Origin of the sequence: Sphingomonas paucimobilis NBRC 13935, assembly GCF_000739895.2 — a bacterium.
Taxonomy (GTDB): Bacteria; Pseudomonadota; Alphaproteobacteria; order Sphingomonadales; family Sphingomonadaceae; genus Sphingomonas; species Sphingomonas paucimobilis.
This window is the reverse complement of sequence record NZ_BBJS01000046.1, coordinates 57,790-81,363: the sequence shown is the minus strand read 5'-3', so window position 1 is coordinate 81,363 and position 23,574 is coordinate 57,790. Positions and strand designations below refer to the sequence as shown.

21 protein-coding genes are annotated in these 23,574 nt (G+C 65.6%); 4 read left to right on the top strand and 17 right to left on the bottom strand.

Annotation, left to right across the window (positions count from 1 at the left end):
* Positions 1-44 precede the first annotated feature (44 nt).
* Positions 45-1,454, top strand: a complete 1,410-nt coding sequence (locus tag SP6_RS14800; RefSeq protein ID WP_037568659.1) for a carbohydrate porin — start codon at positions 45-47, stop codon at positions 1,452-1,454.
* A gap of 312 nt (positions 1,455-1,766) precedes the next feature.
* On the opposite strand, the gene guaA is transcribed toward SP6_RS14800, so the two are convergent.
* From guaA to SP6_RS14750, 9 genes are all read right to left on the bottom strand, one after another.
* Positions 1,767-3,320, bottom strand: a complete 1,554-nt coding sequence (gene guaA, locus SP6_RS14790; protein WP_007405159.1) for a glutamine-hydrolyzing GMP synthase — start codon at positions 3,318-3,320, stop codon at positions 1,767-1,769.
* Positions 3,321-3,620: 300 nt separating this feature from the next.
* Positions 3,621-5,411, bottom strand: coding sequence for a DUF6055 domain-containing protein (locus tag SP6_RS14785; RefSeq protein WP_007405038.1), 1,791 nt, complete (start codon positions 5,409-5,411; stop codon positions 3,621-3,623).
* A gap of 194 nt (positions 5,412-5,605) precedes the next feature.
* Positions 5,606-6,028, bottom strand: a complete 423-nt coding sequence (rplQ, locus tag SP6_RS14780; RefSeq protein ID WP_007405047.1) for a 50S ribosomal protein L17 — start codon at positions 6,026-6,028, stop codon at positions 5,606-5,608.
* A gap of 226 nt (positions 6,029-6,254) precedes the next feature.
* Positions 6,255-7,319 (bottom strand): DNA-directed RNA polymerase subunit alpha, encoded by a 1,065-nt coding sequence (locus SP6_RS14775; protein ID WP_007405181.1) that lies wholly within the window; start codon positions 7,317-7,319, stop codon positions 6,255-6,257.
* Positions 7,320-7,408: 89 nt separating this feature from the next.
* Positions 7,409-7,798, bottom strand: a complete 390-nt coding sequence (gene rpsK / locus SP6_RS14770) for a 30S ribosomal protein S11 (RefSeq protein ID WP_007405180.1) — start codon at positions 7,796-7,798, stop codon at positions 7,409-7,411.
* A 95-nt stretch (positions 7,799-7,893) separates the two neighbouring features.
* A complete protein-coding gene (gene rpsM / locus SP6_RS14765; RefSeq protein WP_007405171.1) occupies positions 7,894-8,262 on the bottom strand; it encodes a 30S ribosomal protein S13 in 369 nt (122 codons plus the stop codon).
* A 158-nt stretch (positions 8,263-8,420) separates the two neighbouring features.
* On the bottom strand, positions 8,421-8,669 hold the full coding sequence (locus tag SP6_RS14760; RefSeq protein ID WP_007405152.1) for a hypothetical protein: 249 nt from the start codon (positions 8,667-8,669) through the stop codon (positions 8,421-8,423).
* 162 nt (positions 8,670-8,831) lie between these two features.
* Positions 8,832-10,187: a sensor histidine kinase gene (locus tag SP6_RS14755; RefSeq protein WP_007405113.1), complete on the bottom strand. Its 1,356-nt coding sequence runs from the start codon at positions 10,185-10,187 to the stop codon at positions 8,832-8,834.
* Positions 10,184-10,876, bottom strand: a complete 693-nt coding sequence (locus SP6_RS14750) for a response regulator transcription factor (RefSeq protein ID WP_007405036.1) — start codon at positions 10,874-10,876, stop codon at positions 10,184-10,186. The genes SP6_RS14755 and SP6_RS14750 overlap by 4 nt, the downstream gene beginning before the upstream one ends.
* A gap of 378 nt (positions 10,877-11,254) precedes the next feature.
* Here SP6_RS14750 and SP6_RS14745 point away from each other — a divergent pair, with 378 nt between their 5' ends.
* Both SP6_RS14745 and SP6_RS14740 read left to right on the top strand, forming a co-directional pair.
* Entirely contained in the window at positions 11,255-12,718 is a 1,464-nt protein-coding gene (locus SP6_RS14745; RefSeq protein ID WP_007405150.1) for a sensor domain-containing diguanylate cyclase, read from the top strand.
* Positions 12,719-12,766: 48 nt separating this feature from the next.
* On the top strand, positions 12,767-14,938 hold the full coding sequence (locus SP6_RS14740) for a primosomal protein N' (RefSeq protein WP_007405110.1): 2,172 nt from the start codon (positions 12,767-12,769) through the stop codon (positions 14,936-14,938).
* 337 nt (positions 14,939-15,275) lie between these two features.
* Here the strand turns inward: SP6_RS14740 and SP6_RS14735 are convergent, their stop codons facing one another.
* From SP6_RS14735 to SP6_RS14705, 7 genes are all read right to left on the bottom strand, one after another.
* Positions 15,276-15,527: an ATP synthase F1 subunit epsilon gene (locus SP6_RS14735; RefSeq protein WP_007405041.1), complete on the bottom strand. Its 252-nt coding sequence runs from the start codon at positions 15,525-15,527 to the stop codon at positions 15,276-15,278.
* A gap of 1 nt (position 15,528) precedes the next feature.
* Positions 15,529-15,711, bottom strand: a complete 183-nt coding sequence (locus tag SP6_RS14730) for an eL24 family ribosomal protein (RefSeq protein WP_007405111.1) — start codon at positions 15,709-15,711, stop codon at positions 15,529-15,531.
* Positions 15,711-17,183: a F0F1 ATP synthase subunit beta gene (atpD, locus tag SP6_RS14725; protein ID WP_007405035.1), complete on the bottom strand. Its 1,473-nt coding sequence runs from the start codon at positions 17,181-17,183 to the stop codon at positions 15,711-15,713. The genes SP6_RS14730 and atpD overlap by 1 nt, the downstream gene beginning before the upstream one ends.
* Entirely contained in the window at positions 17,183-17,764 is a 582-nt protein-coding gene (locus SP6_RS14720) for a hypothetical protein (protein ID WP_007405057.1), read from the bottom strand. The genes atpD and SP6_RS14720 overlap by 1 nt, the downstream gene beginning before the upstream one ends.
* On the bottom strand, positions 17,764-18,639 hold the full coding sequence (locus SP6_RS14715; RefSeq protein WP_007405188.1) for a F0F1 ATP synthase subunit gamma: 876 nt from the start codon (positions 18,637-18,639) through the stop codon (positions 17,764-17,766). The genes SP6_RS14720 and SP6_RS14715 overlap by 1 nt, the downstream gene beginning before the upstream one ends.
* Before the next feature lie 125 nt (positions 18,640-18,764).
* The gene (gene atpA / locus SP6_RS14710) at positions 18,765-20,294 is read right to left on the bottom strand and encodes a F0F1 ATP synthase subunit alpha (RefSeq protein WP_007406897.1); all 1,530 of its coding nucleotides are present in this window, start codon (positions 20,292-20,294) and stop codon (positions 18,765-18,767) included.
* A 7-nt stretch (positions 20,295-20,301) separates the two neighbouring features.
* Positions 20,302-20,871: a F0F1 ATP synthase subunit delta gene (locus SP6_RS14705; protein WP_007406898.1), complete on the bottom strand. Its 570-nt coding sequence runs from the start codon at positions 20,869-20,871 to the stop codon at positions 20,302-20,304.
* Positions 20,872-21,095: 224 nt separating this feature from the next.
* Between SP6_RS14705 and SP6_RS14700 the strand changes: the two genes are divergently transcribed.
* Positions 21,096-21,947 (top strand): bifunctional transcriptional activator/DNA repair enzyme AdaA, encoded by an 852-nt coding sequence (locus SP6_RS14700; RefSeq protein ID WP_050794229.1) that lies wholly within the window; start codon positions 21,096-21,098, stop codon positions 21,945-21,947.
* A gap of 6 nt (positions 21,948-21,953) precedes the next feature.
* Here SP6_RS14700 and SP6_RS14695 read toward each other — a convergent pair whose 3' ends face one another.
* On the bottom strand, positions 21,954-23,513 hold the full coding sequence (locus SP6_RS14695; protein WP_233419833.1) for a tetratricopeptide repeat protein: 1,560 nt from the start codon (positions 23,511-23,513) through the stop codon (positions 21,954-21,956).
* Positions 23,514-23,574 lie beyond the last annotated feature (61 nt).

Below are 23,574 nucleotides of genomic sequence, written 5' to 3'. Positions count from 1 at the left end.
GCCCCGTCAAAGGGGCTCGGCATTTTCCAGGAGGGGATGTTTTCATGGCTGGAGTGAAGAGCCTCGCGGCGATCGCTGCGCTGGGCATGGGGATGGCTGCGTCCACCGCCTGGGCCGAGGATGTGCCGACCACGCCCTCGGGCCCCGCCGCGCCGCAGGTCTCGCAACAGGCGACCAAGACCGTACCGTTGGTGCTGGGCCAGAAAAAGAAGAGTGTCGACACGTTCCAGCCGCTGGCCGATGAGGGCGTCACCCTGGCGCTGAACTATACTGGCGAAGCTGCGGCCAACGCGACCGGCGGCTTTGCACGCAAATCGGCCTATACCGGACAGATTTATGTCGGGGCCGATTTCGACTTCGAGAAAATTGCCGGGATCGACGGCGGCAGCCTGCACGTCGCCATCACCAACCGCCACGGCCAGAGCCTGTCGCAGATCGCGATCGGCAACAACACCTCGGTGCAGGAGGTCTGGGGTACCCAGAACACCCATCTCGCCATCCTGACTTGGGAGCAGAAGCTGCTGGGCGGTGCGCTCGACATCGAGGCGGGCAAGAGCCAGGCGAACATCCATTTCCTGAACTCACCCTATTACTGCCATTTCCAGACCAACTCGGCCTGCGGCAATCCGACCTTCGTCTTCAAGAACAGCAACTTCACCTATTTTCCGGCATCGAGCTGGATGGCCAAGGCCAAGCTGACGATCGCCGACCACTGGTTCGCCCATGCGGGCATCTATGAGGTCAATCCCAACCGCAAGCGCCCCGACGACAATGGTTTCAGCCTCAGCTTCAAGGGCGGCACCGGCTTCATCGTGCCGTATGAACTGGGCTATGCCTCCGACTTCGAGACCGATCGGCTGCCGCGCCATTATATCCTGGGCGGCTGGATCGACCGGGGCGACTATGCCGATCCGCTGCGCGACGACCGGGGCGGTATCGCGATCCTGAGCGGACGGCCCGCCGCGACGCTGAAAGGGCGTAGCGGCATCTATGCCCGGTTTGACCAGATGCTGACTCGTCCCGACATGACCTCGCATCGCGGGCTGGCGGTGTTCGGCGTCGCCATGACCAATCTGTCGGGGCGCGTCGAGGAACGGCATTTCCTGGAGCTGGGCCTCGTCCAGACCGGCACCTTTGCGGGTCGCGACCGCGACACGATCGGCTTCGTCATCAACCAGCAGAGCTTTTCCGACCTGGCCATGGCCCGGATGCGCGCGGCGCGTGTCTCTGCGGGCGGCGACGCAAACATCCGGCGCGACCAGTATATGATGGAGCTGGCCTATGGCGCGCAGATCGGCCCTGCCGTCCGCATCTCGCCCAATGTCCAATATATCCTCCATCCCGACCAGACCGGCCTGCCCTTCCGCCGAACCGACATCCCCAACGCGCTCGTCTTCGGCTTCAAGTTCACGATCGACGCCCCCACCCTCATCGCTGCGGCCCGGCACAACTGACGTCACGCACCATGGCCGCGCCTCATGCCACCGGCATGGGAGGGGGGGTGAAACGGTTTACGACCGCTGCGAAGCGGTCGCCCCTGGGGGTGGCGAGGTATCCCACCGATAATTGCGCCAAGGTCTGACGATCGTGGGTCGACCTGTGCAACGGGAATTTCCCGATGATCGAAGTGCCCATCGCTGTCATCTCGGGCACCATCTTCCTTCCACCGTTGCGGACAGCAAAACGCCTCGGCTTTCACCGAGGCGCTGCGTGGTGCATCCATCAACCTTTTCCGTGATCCTGCCCCGCAGGATCACGAGTCCCGATCATTCCCACTCGATCGTGCCGGGCGGCTTGCTCGTATAGTCATAGACGACGCGATTGATGCCCTTGACCTCGTTGATGATCCGGGTCGTCACGCGCGGCAGGAAGTCGCCGGGGAAGTCGAAGGCCTGCGCGGTCATCCCGTCGACCGAGGTCACCGCGCGCAGCGCCAGCACCGAGTCATAGGTACGGCCATCGCCCATCACGCCCACCGAGCGCACCGGCAGCAGCACGGCGAAGGCCTGCCAGATGGCATCATACAGCCCGGCCTTGCGGATTTCCTCGAGATAGATGGCATCCGCCTTGCGCAGGATATCGCAGCGTTCCTTGGTCACCTCGCCGGGGATGCGGATGGCGAGGCCGGGTCCGGGGAACGGGTGGCGGCCGACGAACACGTCGGGCAGCCCCAGTTCGCGACCGAGCACGCGCACCTCGTCCTTGAACAGCTCGCGCAGCGGCTCGACGAGCTTCATGTTCATCCGCTCGGGGAGGCCGCCGACATTGTGGTGGCTCTTGATCGTCACCGACGGGCCACCGGTGAAGCTGACACTCTCGATCACGTCCGGGTACAGCGTGCCCTGCGCCAGGAACTCCGCACCGCCGATCTTCTTGGCCTCGGCCTCGAACACGTCGATGAAGGTCTTGCCGATGAACTTGCGCTTGGCCTCCGGGTCGGTGACGCCGGCCAGGCCGCCCATGAACAGCTCCTGCGCGTCCACATGGACGAGCGGGATGTTGTAATGGCCGCGGAACAGGCTGACGACCTGCTCGGCCTCGCCCTGGCGCAGGATGCCGCCATCGACGAAGACGCAGGTCAACTGGTCGCCGATCGCCTCATGGATCAGCAACGCGGCGACCGACGAATCGACCCCGCCCGACAGACCGCAGATCACCCGGCCACTGCCGACCTGTTCGCGGATCTCGGCGATCTTGGCCTCACGGAACTCGGCCATCGTCCAATCGCCGGTCAGCCCGACGACATGGCGCGCGAAATTGGCGATCAGCTTGGCGCCATCGGGGGTGTGCACCACCTCCGGATGGAACTGCATCGCATAGATGCGGCGTTCGTCATTGGCGATGATCGCATAGGGCGCGCCAGGGCTGGTCGCGACCACGCGGAAGCCCGGCGCCAGTGCGGTGACCTTGTCGCCATGGCTCATCCAGACCTGATGCCGCTCACCCTGCGCCCAGAGGCCATCGAACAGCGCGCAGCCGTCCTCGACCGTAATGAACGCCTCGCCGAACTCGCCGCTATCGCCCTTCTCGACCTTGCCACCCAATTGCTGGGTCAGCGCCTGCTGGCCATAGCAGATGCCGAGCATCGGCAGGCCGCTGTCGAGGATTCCTTGCGGGATGCGCGGGGACTCGGCATCGACCACCGAGGCGGGACCGCCCGAGAGGATGACGGCCGCGGGCTTGATCCGCGCGAACGCCGCTTCGGCCGATTGGAAGGGAACGACTTCGCTATAGACCCCCGCCTCGCGCACGCGGCGCGCGATGAGCTGGGTGACCTGGCTGCCGAAATCGACGATGAGGATGCTGTCGGGGTGCTCCATGGCGGTCCGATAGCGATGTCTTTTGGAAAATGCTACCGGGCCGACGGGCTTTGAAACGCATCGGTCGCGACCATGCCGGGGGCCTGCGTATCGACTCGACAATGGAGGGCCCGAACGCACCCCTTTGCCGTACCCGTTCGGATTCGTCCCTGTACGAGCAGCCCCCATCCCCGCCGCCATCGCATATCCTTCTGTCGAAGGGCAGGAACGACGACAGCATCCGAGCGCGGGCCGAAACGAAGAGAAGGGGCGTGCCGTCACCAACACGCCCCATTTTGGAAATCAGGACAATAGCATAACTTAGCAGCGACGGCCGTGCTCGTTATGGCCATTGGTATTGTAATTGAGCGTCCGGCTATTCGGTGCAATATTGGCAGCACAAGCGGCCGGGTCGCCGGTAGGCGGGGTGGCCCCGCTGATGCTCACTCGGTACGGGAATTTGGTGCCGGTGACGGCCCCCGCCGGTTGCCAACCCAGCGTCTCATAGGCGCCCGGCGTTGCGGTGACCGTCAGAAACAACTTGGCGCCCTGCGGAACCGCGCGGGAGATCGTCGCGCTGTTGGTGCCCGACACTGCCCCCAGATCCGAATAGGTGACCTTGGTCCCATTCTCGATCGCGACGAGCGCGAAGCGCCAGGCCGCCTGATTGGCGGTGGTATCTCCGGTCAACGTGACCTGTACGGTTCCGCCATTGGCCGTCAGCGGGATCAGATGCGTGCCGAACTGCAACAGAGGCCGCGCCGGCGAGGACACATATTGGTTCGCGCCCGACCCTTCCGCCAAGGGCGCATAGAGATGCGAGGCCAAGGTCTGCGTCGCCGAGGCGGTGGTCGCATCGATCAGCGCGCGTTGATCGATGAAGTCCATCCCCGCCAGCCGCGCACCATACCAGCCCATGTCATTGGCGAAGGAGGCAAAGCCATGGGGATAGACGCCCGCCGCCTGGCCCAGCCGTACGAAGGCCTGCAGATAGTCCTCCGTCGTGGCGCCCTCGCTGTCACGGAGATTTTGGGTCCAGCTCTCCCAGACGAACGGCCATGTCGAATCCTGTTCGTACAGGAAGGACATGAAGGGTTGCGCCCCATAGCGCGCGATCGACCAGAGCGGCCCGTTTTCCAGATTGTTCAGATAATAGGGCAGGAATCCCACGTAGTTGGGCGACAGGACATAGGCGTTCCATTCCGCCCCGACTTCCCAGATCGGCCCGGCATCGGACTTGTCGCGAAAACCGCCGGTATAGAATTGGATGACATGGCCGAATTCGTGGATCGTCGTCACGCCACCGGCCTGAAGATTGGGCGCGCTGACCCACATCCCCGCCGCGGCGCTGGCGCCGCAATCCCCCATATCGCCATCGCTGAAGAACGGTATGCCCGTGCCACAGACATACATGTTGATCTTTTTACGGTTATCCCCGTCCTGATAGGGCATGGGGGCTGCGAGTATGTCGCGATTCCACAGCCAGATGGCTTCCAGCCACTGGGCGGATTGTTCGATCAACTGGTTCCAGTCGTTCCCGGTGTCGCGCGCCCAGCGATAGCTGAACCCGTCGGTTTTCACGCCGTACCAGAAGGTGAAGTGCTGCGTCTCCACCTTGCGCACCGTGCCGGCATCCAGGGCTTCGCGGCTGGTCGGCTCCAGATCATAATCGGTGTCGTAGCTGGCCGTATCCTCGGACAAGGGATGCTTATCGGCTTCCTGCTCGATCGCCGCGACGTCATTGTCCGACAGCGACGACAGGCGGAAACGGCGGCGGCATCCATCGGCCATTTCGAACTCGGCGACTCGGCTGCTTTCTCCGAGATTGGCACCATAAGCCCAGACGAGCCGAGCCTGGAAGGCGGGGCCATAGGCGGTTCCAGGGGCCCGATGGGGTTCGGCCGGTGCGTCGGACGATAGCGGCGTCCAGGTACGGAGGGGCAAAACGCCCCATGGGTTGTAGCTGGAAGTGGCCTTGCACCCGGTTACGGGCTGCGCCGTACTGGCGCCGGCTGCGGTCGCGACCGGCCCGCCACCGGTCGTTCCGACCTCATCCGCCCCCCCGCACGCGACCAACAAAAGCGCCGGAATCAAGCTGCATATCTTGCGCATCACGCCCCCTTGTTACCGTTCACAAATACATTCTTTTTTATCTGTGAAGAAGGAACGTATATCACATACGATAAGTGAGCAAGACCAAGCGATGTGCGGCTTGACGCTGGCGGACCGCGAAACGGCCCATATGAAAAAGGGCCGCGCCATCGCTGGCACGGCCCTTTGTCGAAGGTCTTCGAAAGACGCGAAAATTACGCGGCTTCGTCGAAATCTTCCTCGGTCATCACCGGACCCGAATCCTGGCCCTTCGCCGAGACGTCACGGTCGACGAACTCGATGATCGCCATTGGCGAGGCGTCCGACGCGCGGATGCCAGCCTTGATGATGCGGGTATAGCCACCGTTGCGGTCGGCATAGCGCGACGCCAGAACGTCGAACAGCTTCACGAGCTGCGCGTCGTCGAGCAGACGGGCATGGGCCAGACGGCGGTTCGAGAGACCACCCTTCTTGGCCAGCGTCACCAGCTTTTCGACATAGGGACGCAGTTCCTTCGCCTTGGCGACGGTGGTGGTGATCTGCTCGTGCTTGATCAGTGCTGCCGCCATGTTGCGGAAAAGCGCGATACGATGAGCCGAGGTACGCTGCAGCTTACGGCCGCCGACGCGATGACGCATGGGTAGTTCCTTCGTTCGTTAAGGGGCCGTTTGACGGTACCCCAGACCTGGTAGCCGTTAGAGGCCGCTACCTTCGCCTATCTCGTAGTCATCCCAGCAGAGCGGGGAGATCGGCCGGGCCGGATCACGGCGAAGCCGCGATCCTGACGTCGAACGGGTCGCCCGTAGGCGACTCGCCGGCCGGGCTTTCGCCGTCTCGCGGATAGCGTCGCTATCCGCGTGCGGCTTAGCCCATGATCTCCTGTTCCAGCTTCTTGGCCATTTCCTCGATATTCTCGGGCGGCCAGCCGGGGATTTCCATGCCCAGGCGCAGACCCATGGACGACAGCACTTCCTTGATCTCGTTCAGCGACTTGCGGCCGAAATTCGGAGTGCGCAGCATCTCGGCTTCGGTCTTGCCGACCAGATCGCCGATATAGATGATGTTGTCGTTCTTGAGGCAGTTCGCCGAACGCACCGACAGCTCCAGCTCGTCGACCTTCTTGAGAAGGTAACGATTGATCTGCTGCGCGTCGCTCTGCGGCTCGCCACCAGCGGCGGGGATCGCCGCCTGGCCCACGGGGGCCGCGCGGGTGAGCGCCGAGTCGTCGAAGTGCACGAACAGCGCCAGCTGGTCCTGGAGGATGCGCGCGGCATAGGCCACGGCGTCTTCCGGGGTGACGGTGCCGTCGGTCTCGACCGAGAGCGTCAGCTTGTCATAGTCCAGGTCCTGACCGACGCGGGTCGGGTCGACCTTGTACGACACCTGGCGCACCGGCGAGTAGAGCGCATCGACCGGGATCAGACCGATCGGCGCATCGGCCGGACGGTTGGACGCGGCGGGGACATAGCCCTTCCCGATGTCCGCGGTCAGCTCCATGTTGAGCGTCGCGCCTTCGTCGAGATGGCAGATCACCAGGTCCTTGTTCATGACCTCGATATCGCCCGACACGGCGATGTCGCCGGCCTTGACGGTGGTGGGACCGGTCGCCGAGAGCTGGAGACGCTTGGGGCCTTCGCCCTGCATGCGGATGGCGAGCTGCTTGACGTTCAGGACGATGTCGGTGACGTCTTCACGCACACCGGCCAGCGACGAGAACTCGTGCAGGACATTCTCGATCTTGATCGAGGTGACCGCCGCGCCCTGGAGCGACGACAGGAGAACGCGGCGAAGCGCGTTGCCCAGCGTCAGGCCGAAGCCACGCTCCAGCGGTTCGGCAACGAACGTCGCCTTCCGCTTGCCATCGCCGCCCTTCTTTTCGAGCGCGTTGGGCTTCTTCAGTTCCTGCCAGTTCTTTGCGTTGACAGACACGTGGTTCCCCTGAGTTATGGGCCGGAACGGGGACGGTTCCAGCCGTGGAGTAGAGGCATGGCCGACTCGTCAGCCGGCCATGGGAAGCATCAGACGCGGCGACGCTTGGAAGGCCGCACGCCGTTGTGCGGGATCGAGGTGACGTCGCGGATCGAGGTGATCTGGAAACCGACCGCCTGCAGCGCGCGCAGCGCCGACTCGCGGCCCGAACCCGGGCCCTTCACTTCGACTTCCAGGGTGCGCACGCCGTGCTCGGCGGCCTTCTTGCCGGCGTCTTCGGCGGCGACCTGAGCGGCGTACGGGGTCGACTTGCGCGAACCCTTGAAGCCCATCATGCCGGCCGACGACCACGAAATGGCGTTGCCCTGCGCGTCGGTGATGGTGATCATCGTGTTGTTGAAGCTGGCGTTCACATGGGCAACGCCGGCGGTGATGTTCTTGCGCTCGCGACGGCGAATGCGCTGCGGTTCACGTGCCATTGGGTGAAAATCCTGACCTAGTATCCTGATGCGGAGAGCGGCGGGCGGTCAGCCACAAGCCTGCCTCCGGCGGAGTAATTCGTCCCCCGGACGAATTACTTCTTCTTGCCCGCGATCGGCTTCGCCTTGCCCTTGCGGGTGCGCGCATTGGTGTGCGTGCGCTGGCCGCGGACCGGCAGGCCCTTGCGGTGACGCAGGCCGCGATAGCAGGCCAGGTCCATCAGGCGCTTGATGTTCATCGCGGTCTCGCGACGAAGATCGCCTTCCACCGTGTGATCGGCGTCGATGGTTTCACGGATCTGCAGGACTTCCTGGTCCGACAGGTCCTGGACGCGACGATCCGCGGCGATGTTCAGCTTGGCGGTGATTTCCTTCGCCTTGGCCGGACCGATGCCGTGGATATAGGTCAGCGCGATGATCACGCGCTTGTTGGTCGGGATGTTGACACCCGCGATACGTGCCATGAAATTTGTTCTCCTAGCTCCACGAAGCATGGCATGGCCGCACATGCTCCATCTCAACGCGATGGTTCCGCCACGCGGAATTGCGACGCCCGCAAATCGCGCGTCGTCAAACCGGGGGTGTTGGAAGGACGGTCAGTTAGGGCCCGCGCAACCCACTGTCAAGCGATCGGTTCCCGAAACTTGAACGATTGGACGCGCTTCAGGGTCAACCAGCGCCGAAAGGACACGAGCGCCCAGACGATCTCCACCACGCCGAACGGCCAAGCGCCCTGCAGAAAACCATAGGCCGACCCCGCGATGCATCCCAGGACGAAGCCCAGCGTCCACCAATGCGAACCCGATTCCATCGCATAGCACAGCAGGGTGAAGGACACGGCGGCGAGGCCGAATAGGGAGAGAGAATCCATGGGCGGGATGTAAAGCGTTGCAGGATGACGGCAAGCCCGATCCTCCCTGGCACGGGGGGGTGGCAGGCGAAAGGCCTGACGGAGAGGGGCTTCCACGAAGCGAATCATTTACGGAACGCCCCCTCCACCACCGCTGCGCGATGCCCCCCGTGCCGAGAGGATTTAGGGTATGATCAACCGCGCGATGAGCCCAGGACCGTTGTCCGCCAAGTCGAACCGCCCACCATGCAGCCGCGCCACCGCCTCGATCAGTGCCATGCCCAGCCCCGCCCCGGGCGTCGTACGCGCCGAGTCGAGCCGTCCGAAGCGCTTCAAAGCCTGCGCCCGGTCCGCCTCGGCGATGCCGGGGCCGCGATCCTCGACCTGGAAGACGATGCCCTCCAACCCGCGCGACAGGCGCAGCGTCACCTGCCCGCCCGACGCGCCATGCTTCAAGGCATTGTCGATCAGGTTGGATAGCGCCTGGCTCATCAACTCACGGTGGATCGGCAACGGCGCCGGCCGATCTTCCACTTCAATCATGAAGCGCAAGCCGGCATCCTCGACCACCGGCGCGTAGAGCTCACCAATCTCCTCGACCAGCTCGGCGGGCGCGACCAGGGTGAAGCGGTCGCGGGTGACCGATTCGGATCGGCTGATCTCGATCACCATGGTCAGCATCCGCATGATCAGGTCGGTCTCGACCAGCAAGCCGCCCAGCGCCGCCTCGCGCTGGTGCGGATCGGCGATCAGCACCGCCTGCTCGGTCTTGGTGCGCAGGCGCGCGAGTGGCGAGCGCAGATCATGTGCCAAGCTGTCGGTGACGACCCGCAACTCGGCCATCAACTGCTCGATCTTGCCGAGCATGGCGTTCAGCCGCACCGCCAACCGGTCAAAGGCATCACCGTCGCTATCGCCTTCGCGAACCAGCGAGACGCGACGCGACAGGTCGCCCTCGCCCGCTGCATCCATGACCGAAACGATGCTGTTGAGCCGCCCCGCGACATAATGGGCCAGGACCAACCCCGTGCCGACCCCCAGCATCAGCGACAGCACGACCGCCAAGGCCAGCGCACGCTCGATCGCGATCTGCTGCGCCTCGATCAGATCGAGGGGGCGGCCGACCAGCAACCAGTCATCGCCAATCGGATGGAGCGTATAGCCCGCCTCGCGCGAGGCCCAGACGCCCCCCTGCCCCAGCACGGCGATACGGAATGGCGTGTCGGCCAACGGCACCGCCAGATGAGCGGGTGCATAACCCGCGACCCGGTGGCCACGCGCATCGAAGATGGCGAGGACCAAAGTCACATCGCCCGGCTCGCGCGCCTGGGTGATCGCATCGGCCAGCGCGGGCAATGCGCCCGTCCGCCACACTGCGCGCAGGGCATCGGCCTGTTCGACGATCTCGCGGTGGAGCGCGGCCACCGCATCGGCGCTGGTCTGTTTCCAGATGAACCCGACCAGCGCGAGGTTCGATACCAGCGCCAGAATGATCGACAGCAGCGCGATCCGCGCCGAGATCGTCAGCCGGAGCTTCACCCCTCCACGGCCAGCCGATAGCCGGCACCGCGTACCGTATGGAGGATCGGGGTGCCGAAGCCTTCCTCCAGCTTGCGCCGGAGCCGCCCGATATGGACATCGACCACGTTGGAGCCGGGATCGAAATGATAATTCCAGATCTTCTCCAGCATCATCGTGCGGGTGACGACTTGCCCCGCATGGCGGGCGAGGAATTCGAGGAGGTTGAACTCACGCGCCCCGACCGGGATGAGCTTGCCCGCGCGTGTGACCGTGCGGGCCAGCAGATCGATCTCCAGATCGCCGACGCTCAGCTTGGTCCGCGTCGGCTCGGACGCCGCCCGGTCGGACCGGCGGACCAGCGCCTCGATCCGCGCCGACAGCTCGGCGAAGGAGAAGGGCTTGCACAGATAATCGTCCGCCCCGGCCTTCAGCCCGTCGACCCTGTCGTCGACCGTGGCGAGCGCGGACAGGATCAGCACGGGCGTCGATATGCCCGCCGCGCGGATCGCGCTGACCATCGCCAGCCCGTCGAGGCGCGGCAGCATCCGGTCGGCGATGATCAGGTCGAATATGCCCTCGCTCGCCAGGAACAGGCCGTCGCGGCCATCGCCGCACTGCTCGACGGCATAACCCGCCTCTGCGAGTCCCTTGGCGACATAGGCGGCGGTCGAAGCATCATCTTCAACGATCAGGATTTTGCGACTCATCGGTTCATCTGCTCCGGCATCGGACGAGTTTCTCAATCGGCGTCGGCCCAGATCGGTCGCCCCCGGCCAGGATTGGCCGCACCACGCCGGGTCGAGAATGTACCAGCGAAAGGCCGGCGGAAAGCGCTCTTTCCGCCGGCCCCGACGGCACCCCCGGGAGTGTCGGGCGCCGAGCTCTCTGAACTCTATGGCCAAGGGCTACCGCGTTCCGGCCTTCCCCCCGGTGACCATATCATGAAAAATACGTCATCTCTTTCAGGGCGTTACAGGGATCGGATCGACGAGTTGTGGCTTTAACATCATGAGTGGGGAGTAACCCTTCCGTAACCATTTGTTTTTTAAGTCTTTGGTAACCTTGTAGGATATGCTGCCCCCATCATGACGGCCGTTCTTTTTCCACCGCCCGACGGGTTTGACGAAGAACGCCGGCTGGCAACGCTTCAGGCCCATGCATTGCTCGACAGTGAGCCCGAGGCGGAGTTCGATGCCCTCGTCTCGTTGGCGGCCGACATGCTCGATTGCCCACTGGCGGCACTGACCCTGGCGGACCGCGATCGGTTTTGGGTGAAGTCGGCGGTCGGCCCCTTGCCGCAGCAGATGCCGCGCGAGGTGGCCTTTTGCGATTTCACCATCCGTTCGCCCGACCTGCTGATGGTGCCCGACCTGTCGAGCGATCCGCGCTTCGCCATCAATCCCTTCGTCGCGGGCGATCCGGGCACGCGCTTCTATGCCGGCATGCCGATCCGCGTACCCGATCTGGACGGCAATCTTCAGCCGATCGGCTCGCTCTGCGTCATGGACGACACGCCCCGCTCGCTGAGCGCGGCGGGCGAGCGGACGTTGCGCCACCTCGCCCGTCTCGCCGAAGCGCTGATCGCCGCGCGCGCCATCGCCCGGCGTGCGACCGACATGGCCGAGTTCAGCGAACGCCAGGCCGAGGAGCTGCGCGCCAAGGAGCGCCATGTCCGCCAGGTCGAGCGGCTGGCGATGATGGGATCATGGCATGTCGCGTTGAAGGACGGGCGCGCGACCTGGTCCGATGGCGTCTATCGCATCCACGAGCTGCCGCCGGGCCGCCATTTCTCGGTCGAGGAAGGCCTGTCCTATTATCCCCCCGATGCGCGCCTGGCGCTGCGCTCAACCATCGAGAATACGGTAGAGACCGGCAATCCGTTCGACATCGAACTCGACTTCATCACCGCTCTGGGCCGGCGCCGGCGAGTGCGCGTGATGGGCGAGCGCGAAATGCTGGACGGGCAGGTCCATGGTCTGGTCGGCATGTTCCAGGACGTGACCGAACGCCATGCGCTGGAAACGCAGTTGCGCCACATGGCCGACACCGATGCGCTGACCCTGTTGTCCAACCGGGCGGCGTTCGACCGCGCACTGGAGGCGGCGATCGGCGAGGCGGCGGCCCGGGGCCTACCGCTGGGCCTGGTGCTGATCGATCTGGACGGGTTCAAGCTGATCAACGATACGCTGGGCCATCCCGCAGGAGACGAGGTGCTGCGGATGGTCGGCAACCGGCTGCGCGACGATGGGCTGAAGGAGTGTTTTGTTGCGCGTCTGGGCGGGGACGAATTTGGAATCATCCTCCGCGACCCCGCGATGCTGGCCGATATGGAGGCGCTGCAAGCCCGGCTAGAAGCGCTTCTGACCATCTCGATCACCATCGGCCAATTGACGATGGCGTGTAGCGGCACCGTCAGCATCACGCTGCGTCCCGAAGACTGCCACAATACCCGCGATTTCATGCATCATGCCGACAGCCGGCTCTACAGCGCCAAGCGCCAGCGGACGGGCGAACGGCGGCGTGGCGGGGATCGCCGGCGCAGCGCCTGACCGGTCAAGGTCTTTCCTAACGCGGGCTCAGACCCATATAGCGAGGCAATGTCTTCGCGCGCCCGCGTCCTTGTCCTGAACTCCGCGCTCGGACCCCTCGATTATCGCGTGCCGGCCGGCATGACGGTCCAGCCGGGTTCGATCGTCGTCGCGCCGCTCGGCCCGCGCCAGTTGCTGGGCGTGGTGTGGGAACCCGAACGCATGCCCTCCGACGCGGAGGTCGGCGACAACCGCCTGCGTCCGCTGCTGGGCGTGGCCGATGCCCCGCCCCTGCCGACGCCCTTGCGCCGGTTGATCGAGTGGACAGCGGATTATTATCTCGCCCCGCCCGCCGCCGTCGTGCGGATGGCCCTGTCCTCCACCTCGGCGCTGGAGGGCGCGCGGACCGTCACCGAATATCGCGTCACCGGCCATGTCCCCGACCGGCTGACGCCGCAGCGGGCGCAGGCGCTGGAGCGGATCGGCGACCGGCAGGGTCTGATCCGCGAGCTGGCGACCATGGCCGATGTCTCCGACGCGGTGATCCGGGGACTGGTCAAGAATGGCGCGATCGAGGGAGTGGAGGTCGATATCGACAGCCCCTTCCCGCTGCCCGACCCCGATCATCATCGGCCCGAACTGTCGGAGGATCAGCGCGCGGCGGCGGACACGCTGGTCGCGGGCGTGGCGGCGCATGCGTTTCAACCGGTGCTACTCGACGGCGTCACCGGCTCGGGCAAGACCGAGGTCTATTTCGAAGCGGTGGCGGAGGCCGTCGCCGAAGGACGGCAGGTGCTGGTTCTGCTCCCCGAAATCGCGCTGACCGAGCCGTTCTTGAAACGCTTCCACGACCGCTTCGGTTGCGAGCCGGTGGCGTGGCATTCGGGTCTTCGCTCGTCGCAGCGACGGCGGGCATGGCGGGCGATCGCCAGCGGGCAAGGCCTGGTGACGGTCGGCGCGCGTTCGGCGCTGTTCCTGCCCTATCGCAATCTGGGTCTCATCGTCGTCGACGAGGCCCATGAGACGAGCTTCAAGCAGGAAGACGGCGTCCATTACCATGCGCGCGACGTGGCGGTGATGCGGGGCAAGTTCGAACCCTGCCCGGTGATCCTCGCCTCGGCCACGCCGGCGATCGAGACGCGGCAACAGGTGGCGCTGGGCCGTTATACCGAGGTCAAGCTGCCCGGCCGCTTCGGCCCCGCGCAAATGCCGACGATCGAGGCGATCGACCTGATCCAGAACCCGCCCGAACGCGGCCGTTGGATCGCGCCGAAGCTGGTCGCGGCGATGAAGGAGACGCTGGAGAAGCGCGAACAATCGCTGCTCTATCTCAACCGGCGCGGTTATGCCCCGCTGACGCTGTGCCGGACCTGCGGGCACCGGTTCCAGTGCCCCAACTGCACCGCCTGGATGGTCGAGCATCGGCTGGTGCGACGGCTGGCCTGTCACCATTGCGGCCATGTCATGCCCACACCGCGCGCCTGCCCGGAATGCGGCGGCGAGGATTCGCTGGTCGCCTGCGGCCCCGGCGTCGAGCGGATCGCCGACGAGGCCACCGCGCTGTTCCCCGAGGCCAAGATCGCGGTCGTCACCTCCGACACCATCTGGTCCCCCGCCAAGGCCGCCGAGTTCGTCGGGCGGATGGAGGCAGGCGATATCGACATCGTCGTTGGTACGCAGCTCATCACCAAGGGTTATCACTTCCCCAATCTGACCCTGGTCGGGGTGATCGACGCCGATCTGGGGCTGGACGGCGGCGACCTGCGCGCGGCCGAACGGACCTTCCAGCAGATTCGGCAGGTGTCGGGCCGGGCAGGACGCGGGGCCAAGCCCGGCCATGTTTTCATCCAGACGCACAGCCCCAAGGCGCAGGTGATGCAGGCGCTGGTCACCGGCGATGCCGAGGCGTTCTACACGGCGGAGACCGAGGCCAGGCGTGATGCGGATGCCCCGCCCTTCGGCCGCTATGCCGCGATCATCGTGTCGTCGGAGGATCAGGGGGCGGCGCAATCGGCGGCCGAGATGATCGCCCGCGCGGCCCCCAAGGTGGATGGGATGCACGTCTTCGGCCCCGCGCCTGCGCCGCTCGCCATGCTGCGGGGGCGGCATCGGTTCCGGTTGCTGGTCCATGCAAGGCGGGCGCTGGCGGTGCAGGATGTGATCCGCGAGTGGCTGGGCGGGCTGGAATGGTCCGCCAAGGTGCGGGTCGCGGTGGATGTGGACCCGTACAGCTTTCTCTGACCGGACGATCGGAGAAGCTTGGTTCGCGCGGAGGCGAAGAGGGCGCAGAGGTGTCGTACTGGCGGCACCGCCGCCCCGTCATCGCTGGCCAATTGTGACGGGCCGTAGATCCGACGGGCGAGACACCTCCGCGTTCTCCGCGCCTCCGCGCGAACCAAAGTCTTCTCTGCGATCCCGTGGCCTTCGACTTCGCTCAGGCTGAACGAAGCGTGGGATATGAGGGCCAATCCCAACCGCCGTTCAGCCTGAGTGAAGTCGAAGGCCACGCCCCAAACAAACGAAAACGGCCGCAGCTTGCGCCACGACCGTTTCAGAACCCGGTAAAGGCCGGAAAGCCTTACCCAGCATGCTCCGCCAGCACGGTCAGACCCTTGGGCCCCACCTCGGCGAAGCCGCCGCGGATCTGGATCGACTCTGGCTCGCCCTTGTCGGTGCGATACACCTGGATCGCGCCGTCGCGAATGGTCGACATGAAGGGCGCATGGCCCTCCAGCACGCCGAAATCGCCCTCGGTGCCGGGGACGACCACCATATGCACCTCCTCCGAACGGAGAAGCTTTTCAGGCGTGACGAGTTCGAAGTGCAGCATGTCAGGGTCTCGTTTCAATCGCGCGGTCGAACGCGGTGATGGCCGCGTCGAACTTGTCCCGGCAACCAGGATTGCAGAAGCCGACCACCGCGCCGCGATAGACCGTCAAACCGTCGTCGCTGATCGGCTTACCCGACCAGGGACAGACGTCATTGACCGCATCCTCGCGGCGCGGCGCGGACATCAGGCCTCCTGGGCCAGCTTCTCGGCCTTGGCAACGGCTTCGTCGATGCCGCCGACCATGTAGAAGGCCGCTTCCGGCAGATGGTCGTACTCGCCGTCGACCACCGCCTTGAACGAACGGATCGTGTCTTCGATCTGGACGAACTTGCCCGAGATGCCGGTGAAGACTTCCGCGACGTGGAAGGGCTGCGACAGGAAGCGCTGGATCTTGCGGGCGCGCTGGACGGTCAGCTTGTCCTCTTCCGACAGCTCGTCCATGCCCAGGATCGCGATGATGTCCTGCAGCGCCTTGTAGCGCTGGAGCAGCGACTGGACCGCACGGGCCGTCTCATAATGCTCCTGACCGACGATGCGCGGCTCCAGCACGCGGCTGGTCGAGTCGAGCGGGTCGACGGCCGGGTAGATGCCCAGCTCCGAGATGGCGCGGTTGAGCACGGTCGTCGCGTCCAAGTGTGCGAACGAGGTGGCCGGCGCCGGGTCGGTCAAGTCGTCGGCGGGCACGTACACGGCCTGGACGCTCGTGATCGAGCCCTTGTTGGTCGAGGTGATGCGCTCCTGCAGCGCGCCCATGTCGGTCGACAGGGTCGGCTGATAGCCCACGGCCGACGGAATGCGGCCCAGCAGCGCCGACACTTCCGCACCCGCCTGGGTGAAGCGGAAGATGTTGTCGACGAAGAACAGCACGTCCTGGCCTTCCTGGTCGCGGAAATATTCCGCGATAGCGAGACCCGACAGCGCGACGCGCGCACGGGCGCCCGGCGGCTCGTTCATCTGGCCATAGACCAGCGCGACCTTCGAGCCCTCGCTGATCGCGTTGCCCTCGGCGTCCTTGGCGATCACGCCCGCGTCGAGGAATTCGTGATACAGGTCGTTGCCCTCGCGGGTACGCTCACCGACGCCCGCGAAGACCGAGGTGCCGCCGTGCCCCTTCGCGATGTTATTGATGAGTTCCTGAATCAGAACCGTCTTGCCGACGCCGGCGCCGCCGAACAGGCCGATCTTGCCGCCCTTCGCGTACGGCGCGAGAAGGTCGATGACCTTGATGCCGGTGACCAGAATCGCGCTCTCGGTCGACTGCTCGATGAACTCGGGCGCCTTGGCGTGGATCGGGGCGCGCAGGTCGGTGGCGACCGGACCACGCTCGTCGATCGGCTCGCCGACGACGTTCAGGATGCGGCCGAGCGTCGCGGGGCCGACCGGCACCTGAATCTGGTTGCCGGTGTCGGTCACGGTCTGGCCGCGGGTCAGGCCCTCGGTCGTGTCCATCGCGATCGTGCGGACGGTGTTTTCGCCCAGATGCTGCGCGACTTCGAGCACCAGGCGGGTGCCGTTATTGTCCGTCTCCAGCGCCGACAGAATCGCGGGCAGGTTCTCGGGGAAGTGAACGTCGACGACCGCGCCGATGACCTGGGCGATCGTGCCGACATTGTTGGTGGCCGTGGTCGGCCGGATGTCCTCAGCGGCGGTTGCCATCATTGCTTCCTTGGTTCGGTAGAGCCCGACATAGCTTCGGGGCGGGTAAAGGTCACGACCAGACGGCGGCCACCGTCGATCTTGTCACGGGTAACACGGTAATCGGCGCCGGTCAGATGGCCGGTGGTGGCGCTTTCGGTCTGGATCGCGGCCGAAACCGCATCCTTGCCGTCCAGACCCAGCTGATCCATCGGCTTGGTGACCCAGCGGATGAACTGCGTCTTGGCGAACGGGCTGGTGTCGAGATTGACGAGGTCGAGCGAGAAGCGAAGTTCCTTCAACTGCTTCGCATCGCCCTCGACCATCAGGTTGCCCATGTTGATCGGCGTCACCGCCGGGTCGGCCATCGGCGTGGCCTGCGCGATCGCACGATACTGCCCCTGGACGGGCGCATAGCCGGTCATGCGAAAGCCCATCCGGTCGAGCAGGCTGACCGTCTCCGGCGCATTGCCGAATATGGTCGCCCAGCCGCCCGTCACGAACGGCGTCGGCGAAGCCTTGGGCGTCTCCTTCGGCTGGTCGGACGCCTGGCCGCATCCGGCCAGAGCGACCGTCAGGCCCAGAAGGAGCGCGAGACGCATCAGAGCGCCTCGGCGCCCGAGATGATCTCGACCAGCTCGGTGGTGATCGCGGCCTGACGCGTGCGGTTATACTGGATCGACAGACGGCGGATCATGTCGCCCGCATTGCGCGTGGCATTGTCCATCGCGTTCATCTGCGAGCCGTAGAAACCGGCCTGGTTTTCCAGCAGCGCGCGGAAGACCTGCACCGCGACGTTGCGCGGCAGCAACGCGTCGAGGATGTCCTCTTCGCTCGGCTCGAACTCGGCGACCGCCTCGACCGAGGTTTCGGCCTTGCTCGGCGCGGGCATCGGCACCGGGATCAGCTGCTGCGAGACCGGGTCCTGCACTAGCGCCGAGACGAACTTCGAGTAGAACAGATGCGCCACGTCGAACTCGCCGCGCTCGAAGCGCGCGATCAGGTCGTCGGCGATGACCCGCGCGTCGTCGAACTTGGGCGCCTTGATCGTGCTCATGTCATGATCGGCGAGGATCGCGTTGGGGAAGAAGCGCTTCAGCACGCGCCCCTTCTTGCCCGCGATATAGAACTTCACCGTCTTGCCCTGCGCGGTCAGCTCTTCGGCCTTGCGGCGCGCGGCGCGGACGATGTTGGTGTTGAACGCACCCGCCAGACCACGCTCCGAGGTGGCGACGACCAGCAGCTGGACATCGTCCTTGCCGGTGCCCGCCAGCAGCGGCGATGCGCCGACGCCGCCCACGCGCGCAGCCATGCTGGCCATCACCGTTTCCAGGCGCTCGGCATAGGGACGGCCGTTCTGCGCCGCGTCCTGCGCACGGCGCAGCTTGGCGGCGGCGACCATCTTCATCGCCTTGGTGATCTTCTGGGTCGACTTGACCGAGTTGATCCGGATCTTGAGGGCCTTGAGGCTCGCCATCTTCGTCCTTCTGCCTCCCTCTCCCCTCGCGGGAGAGGGTCGGGGTGAGGGGTTGCCAGGGGCGGGGTCGCTTGCGGCGCCCCCTCACCCAACCCTCTCCCACCAGGGGAGAGGGCCATGTTTCCTTACGCGAAGATCTTCGCGAACTGGTCGAGCGCGGCCTTGAGCTTGCCCTTGGCCTCGTCGCCCAGATCCTTGGTGTCGCGGATCATCGCCAGCACATCGGCGTGATCGTTGCGCAAGTAAGCGAGCATCGCCGCTTCGTAGCGGACGACCTGCGCCACCGGCACGTTGTCGATATAGCCGTTGGTGCCTGCGAAGATCGACGCCGTCTGCTCCTCGAAGGGCAGCGGGTTGAACTGGGGCTGCTTGAGCAGCTCGGTCAGGCGCGCACCGCGATTCAGCAACTTCTGCGTCGAGGCGTCGAGGTCCGAGCCGAACTGCGCGAAGGCGGCCATTTCGCGATACTGGGCAAGCTCCAGCTTGATCGAGCCCGACACCTTCTTCATCGCCTTGGTCTGCGCGGCCGAGCCGACGCGGCTGACCGACAGGCCCACGTTGATCGCCGGGCGGATGCCCGCGAAGAACAGGTCGGTTTCGAGGAAGATCTGGCCGTCAGTGATCGAGATCACGTTGGTCGGGATGTACGCCGACACGTCGCCCGCCTGGGTCTCGATGATCGGCAGTGCGGTCAACGAGCCGGCGCCGTTGGCGTCGTTCATCTTGGCCGCACGCTCGAGCAGACGGCTGTGCAGATAGAAGACGTCACCCGGATAGGCTTCACGGCCCGGCGGGCGGCGCAGCAGCAGCGACATCTGGCGGTACGCGACGGCCTGCTTCGACAGATCGTCGAACACGATCAGCGCGTGCATCGCGTTGTCGCGGAAATACTCGCCCATCGCGGTGCCGGTGTAGGGCGCCAGGAACTGAAGCGGGGCGGGCTCCGACGCGGTCGCGGCGACGACGATGGAATATTCCATCGCGCCATTCTCTTCGAGCGTCTTGACCAGCTGCGCGACGGTCGAGCGCTTCTGACCCACGGCGACGTAGATGCAGTAAAGCTTCTTCGACTCGTCGGTGCCCGCGTTGACCGTCTTCTGGTTGATGAAGGCGTCGATCGCGACGGCCGACTTGCCGGTCTGACGGTCGCCGATGATCAGCTCGCGCTGGCCACGGCCGACGGGGACGAGCGCGTCGATCGCCTTCAGGCCGGTCTGCACCGGCTCATGCACGCCCTTGCGCGGGATGATGCCCGGCGCCTTCACCTCGACGCGGCGGCGCTCGGTCGCCTCGATCGGGCCCTTGCCGTCGATCGGGTTGCCCAGGCCGTCCACGACGCGGCCGAGCAGGCCACGGCCGACCGGCACGTCGACGATGGTGCCGGTGCGCTTGACGGTGTCGCCTTCCTTGATCTCGGCGTCCGAACCGAAGATCACGACGCCGACATTGTCGGCTTCGAGGTTGAGGGCCATGCCCTGCACGCCATTGGCGAACTCGACCATCTCGCCCGCCTGGACATTGTCGAGGCCGTAGATGCGCGCGATGCCGTCACCGACGCTCAGCACCTGGCCGGTCTCGCTGACCTGGGCCTCGGTGCCGAAATTGGCGATCTGGTCCTTGATGACCTTGGAGATTTCTGCGGCGCGGATATCCATGGGAACGTCAGCCTTTCATCGCGCTGGCGAGCGCATTCAAACGGGTGCGGATCGAGCTATCGATCATCTGGGAACCGATGCGGACGACAAGCCCGCCGAGCAGGTCAGGATCGACCGACAGGTCGACCGACACTTCGCGGCCGACGCGGGTGCGCAGCTGCTGCTTCAGCTCGGCGACCTGCGCTTCGGTCAGCGGGTGGGCGCTCGTCACCTCGGCCGCGACCTCGCCGCGATGGCGGCTGGCCAGCTGGCGGAACGCGCGGATGATCTGCGGCAGCGCCGAGAGGCGCCGATTCTCGGCAAGGACGCCGAGGAAATTCTTGGTCACGCCATCGAGACCCAGCGTGTCAGCTACGGCCAGCACTGCCTTGACAGCGGCACCGCGCGCCGCGACCGGGCTCTTGGTCAGCGCGGCCAGATCCTTGTTCGTGGCCAGCGCATCGCGCAGGGTGACGAGGCTGGCCTCGATCGTGTCGATCGAACGGCGCTCAGCGGCCGTTTCGAACAGCGCGAGCGCATAACGACCACCCAGACTTGCCTGGATGCCGCCTGTGCCGCTTATAGTACCGCCGGACATCTCCACGGATGCGAATTCCTCGAACAACGAACGGGTTGGCCCCATGGGGAACGGGGCGCGAAAAACGCGCCTCCGATGGGTTGGCGGGCGGTTAGCATCGGGAACCTTTCGATGCAAGCTGCGTGGCGCATCTTGTGACAGGCTGGTGACGAAGATGTCAGTGGGTTTTGACCGCAAGCCACGGGATGAAACCGCCCCGCCCCTGCGCTAACATCATTCCCGAGATGGAAAACAGCCCTCCCCCTCGGACGAGCAACCTTGATACGGAGGCCGCCTGGCGCGCCTTCGAGCAACGCGACCGGGCGGCCGATGGCCGCTTCGTCGTCGCGGTGCGGACGACCGGCATTTACTGCCGTCCGAGCTGCGCGGCCCGCCGCCCCCGGCGCGAGCATGTCGACTTCTATCCCGACACTCAATCCGCCCGCGCCGCCGGCTATCGCGCCTGTCTGCGCTGCCTGCCCGATGCGGTGGCGCGCGATCGGCAGGCCGTGGCGGATGCGATCGCAGCGATCGAGGCGGCGCAGGGCCCGCCGGCGCTGGCCGAACTTGCGGAACGGGTCGGCTATGCCCCGCATCATTTCCACCGGCTGTTCAAGCGCGCCACCGGCGTGACACCCGCCGCTTATGCCCGCGCCTGTCGCGCCGCGCGCACGACCCAGGCGCTGGCGCACGGACAGAGCATCACCCAGGCGCTCTACGAAGCAGGCTATGCCGGGCCGAGCCGATTCTATGCCGATAGCGAACAACGGCTGGGCATGGCGCCGGGCCAGTGGCGGCGCGGCGGCGAAGGAGTGAGGATCGACTGGGCCGTGCTGCCCTCCCCGCTGGGGTCGCTGTTGGTCGCTGTTACCCCGCGCGGTCTGGCGCGGGTCGCCTTCGAGCCCGATGCCCGCTTATTGACCGCCGCCTTTCCCGCCGCCACGCTCCATCCGGCGACGGGCGACACCCTTCGACGCTTGGCCCAAGCCGTCGCCGATGCGGGCATAGCCGATCCGCAACTGCCCGAGGCCGCCCGCCGCACCGCCTTTATCGAGGCGGTTTCGCGCGGCTGGCTGGCGTGGCAGGCGGCGGCGTGACGCGAGTCATTCGTCGTCGCTTCGGCGGTCGGTCATCGTCGCCAGCGCGACCTTCACTTCTTGGCTCTTGCCCGCCTCCAGCAGCGTGAGCAGGGTCGCCGCCGGATTGTCGGCGGCCGAGTGCGGATCGAAGGCGAGCGGACGCAAGGTACGCTTTGCCTCGTCAATCTGGTCGGCATTGATCTGCTGCCCGGCGAGCATGAAGCGCAGCCCCTTGTCCTGCGGCACGAGGTCGAAGGCGCGCTCCAGCCCGGCGACCGCCGATTCGCTCGGCTTCTCGCCCGCCATCAAGAAGCTGCGGTAAAAGGTTGCCAGCGGCTCGGCGGAATTGGGGTCGATGCGATTGGCGCGAATGATCCAGCTGCGCGCCTCGCGCCAGCGGGCCGCGTCCTTGCTATGCTCGCTATAGGCGCGACGAAGGTGGAGCAGCCCCTTGTAGAGCAGCGCCTGTTGCGATTTGGGATCGGCCACCAGCGCCCGGTCCGCCGCCGCTTCGGCCACGACGTCCTGCCCGACATCATAGGCCATCTCGGCAAACCAGCCCTGCACGACCGCCTCGTTCGGATAGGATGCCGCGATCTTGGCGGCGCGATCATAGACCTGCTGGCCCGTCGTGCGGTTCACGCCGCGATCCGATTGCATGCGCAGCGGCATCATCGCCTGCTCGCCGGGGCCGAGCGTCCGTATCGCGATCTCCGCCTTGGGCAGGCGGTCGAAGCGGATCAGCAGGCCGGGGATCGTGCTGCGGCGCAGATAGGCGTCGAGGCTGCGGTCCAGCGCTTTGAGCGAGCCGAACGCCTTGTCGCCGGCCGCGATGCTGGGCACACCCTGGTTGAGCAGCTTCAGATATTCGTTGAGCTTGGGCGCCTGCGTCCGGTCGAACTGCAGATAATGGGTCAGCAGCCAGCCGCGACCGTAAACCTGATCGAGCTCGCCCGGATCGAGCTTGCGCCGGGTCGAATCGAACAGGGTTTCGATCGGCAGCTTGCTGCTGTCGATCAGGCCATAGGCCCGGTGCTGCGCCGCGACGCCGACCATGATCCCTTCGCGATCGAACCGTGCGGTGCTGACGAACTCGGCATAGCCTTCCGAGTACCAGGCCGGATAGGCGATGCGCGAATTGCCCAGCAGGAAATGATGGGCATATTCGTGGAACAGCACGATCTGGGGTTTCAGCGCATTCAGCCCGTCGCCCTGCCCGCGCATCGGGGTGAACGCCACCGATCCGGAAACGCGCGGTTCGTAGAAGCCCGCGACATGGTCGCCGCCCTTGCCATAAAGCCGCCGCACCGCCGATTCGTCGGGCAGGACGTAGACGGTGACGGGATTGCTCTCCTGCCCCTCCTGCTCGGGGAGCGCATGGAGCTGGCGCATCGCGCCGTCGAACTGCTCCAGCCGCGTCGCCATGGTGCGCAGCGAATCTTCCGACATGTTACCATAAAGGACGAAATGCCGGCTCCGCGCCTCACGCCACTCGGCCTGTGCCGCCGTCCCCACCAGCATCGCACACGCCATGACCGACGCAGCGGCCATCCACCGGCCGGCGCGCATCCCCCAATTCTTCATTTCCCCCCGGCCCTCCCAAGCCGCCCTCAATACGGGGTCTATCTCAACCGATATGAGCGGG